This is a genomic window from Vibrio sp. 1249-1 (assembly GCF_033340495.1).
The window spans coordinates 1-6,292 of record NZ_JAWOWJ010000035.1; the positions used below are offsets into that span (position 1 = coordinate 1).

5 protein-coding genes and 4 tRNA genes are annotated in these 6,292 nt (G+C 42.6%); 6 read left to right on the forward strand and 3 right to left on the reverse strand.

Translation table 11 applies throughout. The features are described from left to right. Positions 1–629: 629 nt before the first annotated feature. Together pssA and R7Z50_RS23845 are read right to left on the reverse strand one after the other, a co-directional pair. Complete coding sequence (gene pssA / locus R7Z50_RS23840; RefSeq protein ID WP_033907507.1) at positions 630–1,970, reverse strand: CDP-diacylglycerol--serine O-phosphatidyltransferase; 1,341 nt, start codon at positions 1,968–1,970, stop codon at positions 630–632. Positions 1,971–2,041: 71 nt separating this feature from the next. Next, positions 2,042–2,473 (reverse strand): GNAT family N-acetyltransferase, encoded by a 432-nt coding sequence (locus tag R7Z50_RS23845; RefSeq protein WP_017821963.1) that lies wholly within the window; start codon positions 2,471–2,473, stop codon positions 2,042–2,044. A gap of 101 nt (positions 2,474–2,574) precedes the next feature. On the opposite strand from R7Z50_RS23845, the gene murB reads away from it, so the two are divergent. Both murB and birA read left to right on the forward strand, forming a co-directional pair. Continuing rightward, positions 2,575–3,618, forward strand: a complete 1,044-nt coding sequence (gene murB, locus R7Z50_RS23850) for a UDP-N-acetylmuramate dehydrogenase (protein WP_206971069.1) — start codon at positions 2,575–2,577, stop codon at positions 3,616–3,618. Then, on the forward strand, positions 3,615–4,580 hold the full coding sequence (birA, locus tag R7Z50_RS23855; RefSeq protein ID WP_130545443.1) for a bifunctional biotin--[acetyl-CoA-carboxylase] ligase/biotin operon repressor BirA: 966 nt from the start codon (positions 3,615–3,617) through the stop codon (positions 4,578–4,580). The genes murB and birA overlap by 4 nt, the downstream gene beginning before the upstream one ends. Before the next feature lie 7 nt (positions 4,581–4,587). On the opposite strand, the gene coaA is transcribed toward birA, so the two are convergent. Next, positions 4,588–5,511 carry a type I pantothenate kinase gene (coaA, locus tag R7Z50_RS23860; RefSeq protein ID WP_005388683.1) on the reverse strand — a complete coding sequence of 308 codons (924 nt, stop codon included), beginning with the start codon at positions 5,509–5,511 and terminating at the stop codon, positions 4,588–4,590. Between the two features lie 205 nt (positions 5,512–5,716). Between coaA and R7Z50_RS23865 the strand changes: the two genes are divergently transcribed. The 4 genes from R7Z50_RS23865 to R7Z50_RS23880 all read left to right on the forward strand — a co-directional run bounded on the left by R7Z50_RS23865 (position 5,717) and on the right by R7Z50_RS23880 (position 6,112). Then, positions 5,717–5,792: transfer RNA gene (locus R7Z50_RS23865), tRNA-Thr, on the forward strand. Between the two features lie 36 nt (positions 5,793–5,828). Beyond that, positions 5,829–5,913: transfer RNA gene (locus R7Z50_RS23870), tRNA-Tyr, on the forward strand. Positions 5,914–5,948: 35 nt separating this feature from the next. Next, positions 5,949–6,023: transfer RNA gene (locus R7Z50_RS23875), tRNA-Gly, on the forward strand. Between the two features lie 13 nt (positions 6,024–6,036). Then, a tRNA-Thr gene (locus R7Z50_RS23880) sits at positions 6,037–6,112 on the forward strand. Positions 6,113–6,292: the final 180 nt, after the last annotated feature.

Genomic DNA, 6,292 nt, shown 5'->3' on the forward strand with positions numbered 1-6,292 from the left:
GGGGTCGCGGGTTCGAGTCCCGTCCACTCCGCCACTTATATTAAGCCTCAGTCGAAAGACTGAGGCTTTTTTCGTTTCTACTGCGACGTTTCCCTGAAGAGTGTTTATACACCTAACTAGACTATTTCACATAATCCCTACTAAGCGAACTCTGCGTAATTACACACTAGGCTCTAATAATATAGGCCGTTGATGCTATGGAAAGGCAATATGACCTACAAACAAGCCTAAGTAATCTATGGTATTCAAAGGCGTTCAACGACTTGAATCTTGATGAGAAAGAAAAAACGAATTGGAAGGTGAAAGATTGAAGGAGCTCTTCATTAGCGAGGTGATGATTTTCGACGCTGAACATTTGATGAGTCTCAGAAAAAATATATCGCCAAAGGGTAAGAAGCGCCAGAACAGAGAGGGGTAGCTTAGCTCGAGGCTGTAAGCTATGCGGAATACTCACAAACGTCAAAGCTCAAACCCATTAAGAGAGTCGCTCTAGATCTAAGTGGTTATGTGCTCACTAGCGGTACTAGAAAATAGTTAAGTATTCCAAATGGATTATATGAAAAAGCCAACTGCTAAAGCGGTTGGCTTAGTATAAAAATCTCGACGTACTTTAGAGCGAGAAATGATGTCTAAAGAATACGTTTTAAAACACCATCTGCCTTTAGGCGGGTAATTTTTCTGACCAGTCGCTGTACCCCTATAGGATAGTCTTCTACTTTCTCTAATTGCTTATAGGTACAGATAAGGTGAGTATGCTCAAGAATACGCGAAACTTCGTCTTCAAACTTCTCAGTGAGCTTCGCATAATTGTCTTGTATGAGTAGCCCATTTTCTAGGTCGAGTGACCAAGCACGTGGATTTAGGTTATTCCCAGTAAGTAGCATATAGCGTTTATCAACCCAAATACCCTTAAGGTGGAAGCTGTTATTGTCATGCTTCCATAGGTGAATTGACAATTTACGTGCGGCGATATTCGCTTCATTGGTTTTCGCAAAGCGACGCAAATTCACTTCGTAAAGATATGGAAGTCCGCCAATGGTTTTAAAGTCTTCCTCAGGTGCAATGTAAAAGTCATTGGCGGTTTTATCACCCACAACAATAGTTACTTTCACACCACGCTTCATGGCTCGTTTCACTTCACGATGAAGTGCTTTAGGGAAGTTAAAGTAAGGCGTACAAATGAAAATTTCGTCTTGGGCTGCTGCCAATAACTTTACAATCTGTTGATTGAGCAGATTACGGCGTTTGCCTAGCCCAACTAACGGAGTGACTTTTACACTTTCTTCTGTTGCAGCTTGGTCTTCAAACTTATAGTTGGCTTGAGCAAGAGAAGCCCTCAGTTGGCGAATCGCCGACTTTATTTCTTTGGTTTCTGGCTTATCTTTTCCTGCAAGATCATTAACGGCAGGGTGAGCAATCATTTCTTCCTGAATGAATTGCACCATTGAATTCGCTAAAGATTCATGTCGAATCACATGGTAACGATCAAATCGATAACGTTCATGATAATGGAGATAAACGTTATTTAAGCTCGCCCCACTGTAGATAACAGTATCATCGACAATGAAGCCTTTTAAATGCAGTACCCCAAAAACTTCTCTGCCACGCACTGGTATGCCATAGACAGGGATTGGGTGTTGGTACTTACTGGCATATGCTTTGTAAAGCGCTGAATTACCCTCAGATGTCTCCGCACCAATCAGGCCACGCTGCGCTCGATGCCAGTCGACACAGATATTGATGTCCAACCCAGGATTGCGCTGTTTCGCTTCATAAAGCGCAGTGAGAATTTCACGTCCAGCTTCATCATCTTCCAGATATAGAGCGACTAGGTAAATTCGCGACGTTGCTTTGCTGATAGCATCTAAAAGACGGGTTCTGAATGATTCTGCTGAATACAGAACATCAAAGTCTTCCGGATTGACAGCGAGACTTGGCAACTGTTCGAATGGATTCCTACTTACTATCATATCGGTATGAGTACCTTAGTTTAGTGCAATATTGCGAACCTGCCATTTTATCAAAGATATGATTTACCTGGCTACAAAAGCACGCGTTTTGATGTCGTTGAAGAGATGAATTGCATTGGAATGAGATCTTTACCGCTATCTACATAACGTTGAAATGCCATTTTTAGCGGGTGTGGTAGCTCAGAGCAATCAATTGTTGTGAATCCATGCTTGGAATAATAGGATTCGAGATGTGTAAACGCGAAGCAATAATCGCCATCAGTGAAAACATTGTTTTTACAATGAGTTAGTAGTTTTTTTCCAATCCCTGTTCCCCTAACTTTCGGAATGACCAACATTCCTGTCAATAGACGAACTTTATCTACACTTTTTAAACGTAGTAACGCAATGATTTCACCTTTATGGCTTGCTGTAATGATCAATTCATCTTTTTTGGCTCGACCCGCAGGGTAATACGCTTTGTATAGTTTCTTAATGAGGGGGAGCTTGATGGGATTTAACACTTCTATGATTAATGAGTCTGGTATTGTCACTGCGGTTAAAAGATAACTAATGTAGAATGTCGACAGTTTAAGAGAATCTTATCTGGTGTTGCAAACCTACTATGCAAATTAAAACAAATGCGAGCCTAAAGGCTTACCATACTTTTGGAATTGAACAATCGTGTTCCTATTTAGCTATCGTTGAGTCGCTTGAAGATGTTATTGAGCTATTTCAAAACCCAAGATTCACCCATTTACCGAAACTTTTTTTAGGTAAAGGAAGTAATGTTCTTTTTACAGAACATTTTGAGGGATTAGTGATTGTTAATCGAATCATGGGTAAAGAAGTCACGGAAACGGATGAGCACTACCTATTACATATTGCCGGTGGTGAAGATTGGCCTGGATTGGTTTCCTGGTGTGTGAATCAGGGGATCGGTGGGATTGAGAACTTAGCTTTGATTCCAGGTTGTGCTGGCTCGGCTCCTATTCAGAACATTGGTGCGTATGGCCTAGAGCTAAAAGACATCTGTGATTATGTAGATGTTCTTGATCTAACTACGTTTGAAAACAAAAGAATACACGCCCAAGACTGTGAGTTTGCCTATAGGGATTCCATATTTAAACATGCGTTGCACGGAAAGTGCTTTATCACCGCATTAGGGCTTAAGTTGGCGAAGCAATGGCAGCCGATTAACCAGTACGGTCCTTTACAAAGTATCCCAGAAGAACAACTCAGCCCTGCTTCTATCTTCGAACGAGTATGCCAAGTGCGAAAGGCAAAACTGCCAGATCCAACCAAGATAGGTAACGCAGGTAGTTTCTTTAAAAACCCAGTGATCACGCAAGATCACTATGATCGACTCACAAAAAAATACCCTAACGTAGTAGCCTACCCAGCTTCTGGAGGAATGAAAATTGCTGCTGGTTGGCTTATTGATCAGTGTGGATTAAAGGGGAAGTCTGTACATGGTGCGCAGGTCAACCCTATGCAAGCTTTGGTTTTGACCAACATAGATAATTGTAGTGCTGATGACATTGTCGCGCTTGCTTCTTTAGTGAAGCAGACAGTATGGGACAAATACCAAATCATACTTGAGCATGAAGTACGCTTTCTCAATCGTACCGGGGAGACCAATTTGACTCAGATCGAGGCATCTAGATGAGAAAAGATCACTCTACGAAACTTCATATTTTAAAGTTATTAAGTGATGGAGAGTTTCATTCAGGAGAAGCGTTGGGCGACGATCTTAATGTTTCCAGAGCGGCAATCGCTAAGCACATTAAAGGTCTTAGTGAATGGGGTATTGATATTTATCGAGTGCAAGGGCGTGGTTACCAATTAGCTTCACCATTGCAGCTGTTAGACGAGACACTCCTTACCACTAGCTCGGAGTCACTTGTTGAACTTGTCCCTGTGATTGACTCAACGAACCAGTATTTGCTCGACAGAGTCGCGGATTCGGAAAAGGGCCGTGTTTGTATTGCTGAATATCAAGCGCAAGGTCGTGGTCGCCGCGGTAGACAATGGGTCTCACCGTTTGGCTCTAACTTATATCTCTCTATGTATTGGCGACTGGATGCGGGAATGGCTGCGGCAATGGGCTTGAGCTTGGTGATTGGGATTGCCGCAGTGGAAGCTCTGGAAGAAGTAGGCATGCAAGGTGTTAAACTCAAGTGGCCGAATGACTTGTATTATCAAGATAAAAAACTGGCCGGAATCTTGGTTGAAATGTCGGGTCAGGCCGGTGGGGCTGCTCATCTAGTGATTGGGATGGGCCTGAATATTGGAATGCCTGACGACCAGCCTGAGATTGACCAGCCATGGACCACGTTGAACCAAGTAAATCAGAGTCTCAAGATCGATAGAAATGTTCTAGCAATGACTCTTATCAAGCATTGGAATTCTGCACTTGTCGAATATGAAATGAAAGGGCTTACTGGCTTTATCGAACGTTGGAATCGGTTAGACAATTTCCTTAATCGTCAGGTCAAACTGCTTATTGGGCCTAGAGAGGTACATGGCGTCGTTCGAGGCATCGATCATCAAGGTGGAATATTAATCGAAACCTCCCAAGGACTAGAGACTTATATTGGTGGTGAAATCTCGTTGCGTAAAAGTGACTAAGCTTCGATTACTTTCGCAACGAGACTTTATCAACCAAGTGGTTAACGCCTTTGTGTAGAATCAAGTGGGCTCTCTCACGAGTTGGAAGAATATTCAATTCTAAATTGAGCCCATTAATATCATGCCAAATTTGCTTTGCTTTTTTCTTTGCGTCATCGACAGAGAGTTGTGTGTAGTGGCTAAAATAAGAGCCTGGTTTCGTAAAGGCCCCTTGGCGAAACTTTAAAAAGCGTTCTACGTACCAATGTTCAATGGTCTCTGTTTCTGCGTCGACATAAATTGAAAAATCTAAAAAGTCAGATACGAAGACACGATGCGGGTCATGTGGATAGTCCATTCCACTTTGCAGAACGTTTAAACCTTCAATAATAAGAACATCCGGTCTATCCACTTTTCTTAGTTCATCAGTAATGTCATACGTGATGTGAGAGTAGATGGGTACTTCAAGATCGGGCTTTCCTGCCTTTACGTCAGACATGAACTCGACTAAGCGCTTGATATCATAGGATTCTGGGAAGCCTTTACGATGCATGATACCGCGTTCTTCTAGTACTTTTTTCGGATATAGGAAGCCATCTGTTGTAACCAAGGACACTTTGGGATGATTCTCCCAACGAGAAAGCAATGCCGTTAGAATACGAGCAGTCGTACTTTTGCCTACAGCAACACTGCCAGCGATACCAATTACGAAAGGGGGAGCATGTTCCTCTGTATTTAAGAATTGTTGTAATACGGAATTGCGGCTTTGACGAGCCTGGACATACAGATTCAAAAGACGAGACAAAGGAAGGTAGATCTCTACCGCTTCCTCCATGGTTAGGTTTTCATTAATGCCCTGAAGCGCAGTCAAGTCGTCTTCAGAAAGTGTCATCGGTACAGAGTTTCTTAACTCGGCCCAATTTGCACGGTCAAATGACAAAAATGGACTCATGGGTCTCTTTTATCCTTGGTTTAATAGAAGCAAGAACATACATCAAGCGAACTTCAAAGCAAACGACAAAGGTCGAAGTTTACTTTAAAAAAGCTAAGTTTGTACGAATTTGCAGCAAACGAATCTAAAAAATCGAAATTTATGATTTTTTTTCAAATTACTATTGCAACCTAGAAAATCATTCAATAGAATGCGCACCACTTATGCCGACTTAGCTCAGTAGGTAGAGCAACTGACTTGTAATCAGTAGGTCACCAGTTCGATTCCGGTAGTCGGCACCATTCTTTCCTTTAGTAGTCTGAATGGCTTGAAAATTTGGAGGGGTTCCCGAGTGGCCAAAGGGAGCAGACTGTAAATCTGCCGGCACTGCCTTCGATGGTTCGAATCCGTCCCCCTCCACCATATTCTTTAGGAAATAGCTCTCAGAGTTACGTGTTGCGGGCATCGTATAATGGCTATTACCTCAGCCTTCCAAGCTGATGATGCGGGTTCGATTCCCGCTGCCCGCTCCACTCTAATTTGAGTGCTGATATAGCTCAGGTGGTAGAGCGCATCCTTGGTAAGGATGAGGTCGGCAGTTCGAGTCTGCCTATCAGCACCAGCTCTCAAGTTTATTTCCTTTTGATATTAGATTTACCAATTATCTTTTTTTGGTTGCGTGGTCAATTTGGGCCACCTAAATCCGTACCTAGAGGGACCACTCATGTCTAAAGAAAAATTTGAACGTACGAAACCGCACGTTAACGTTGGTACTATCGGCCACGTTGACCACGGTAAAACA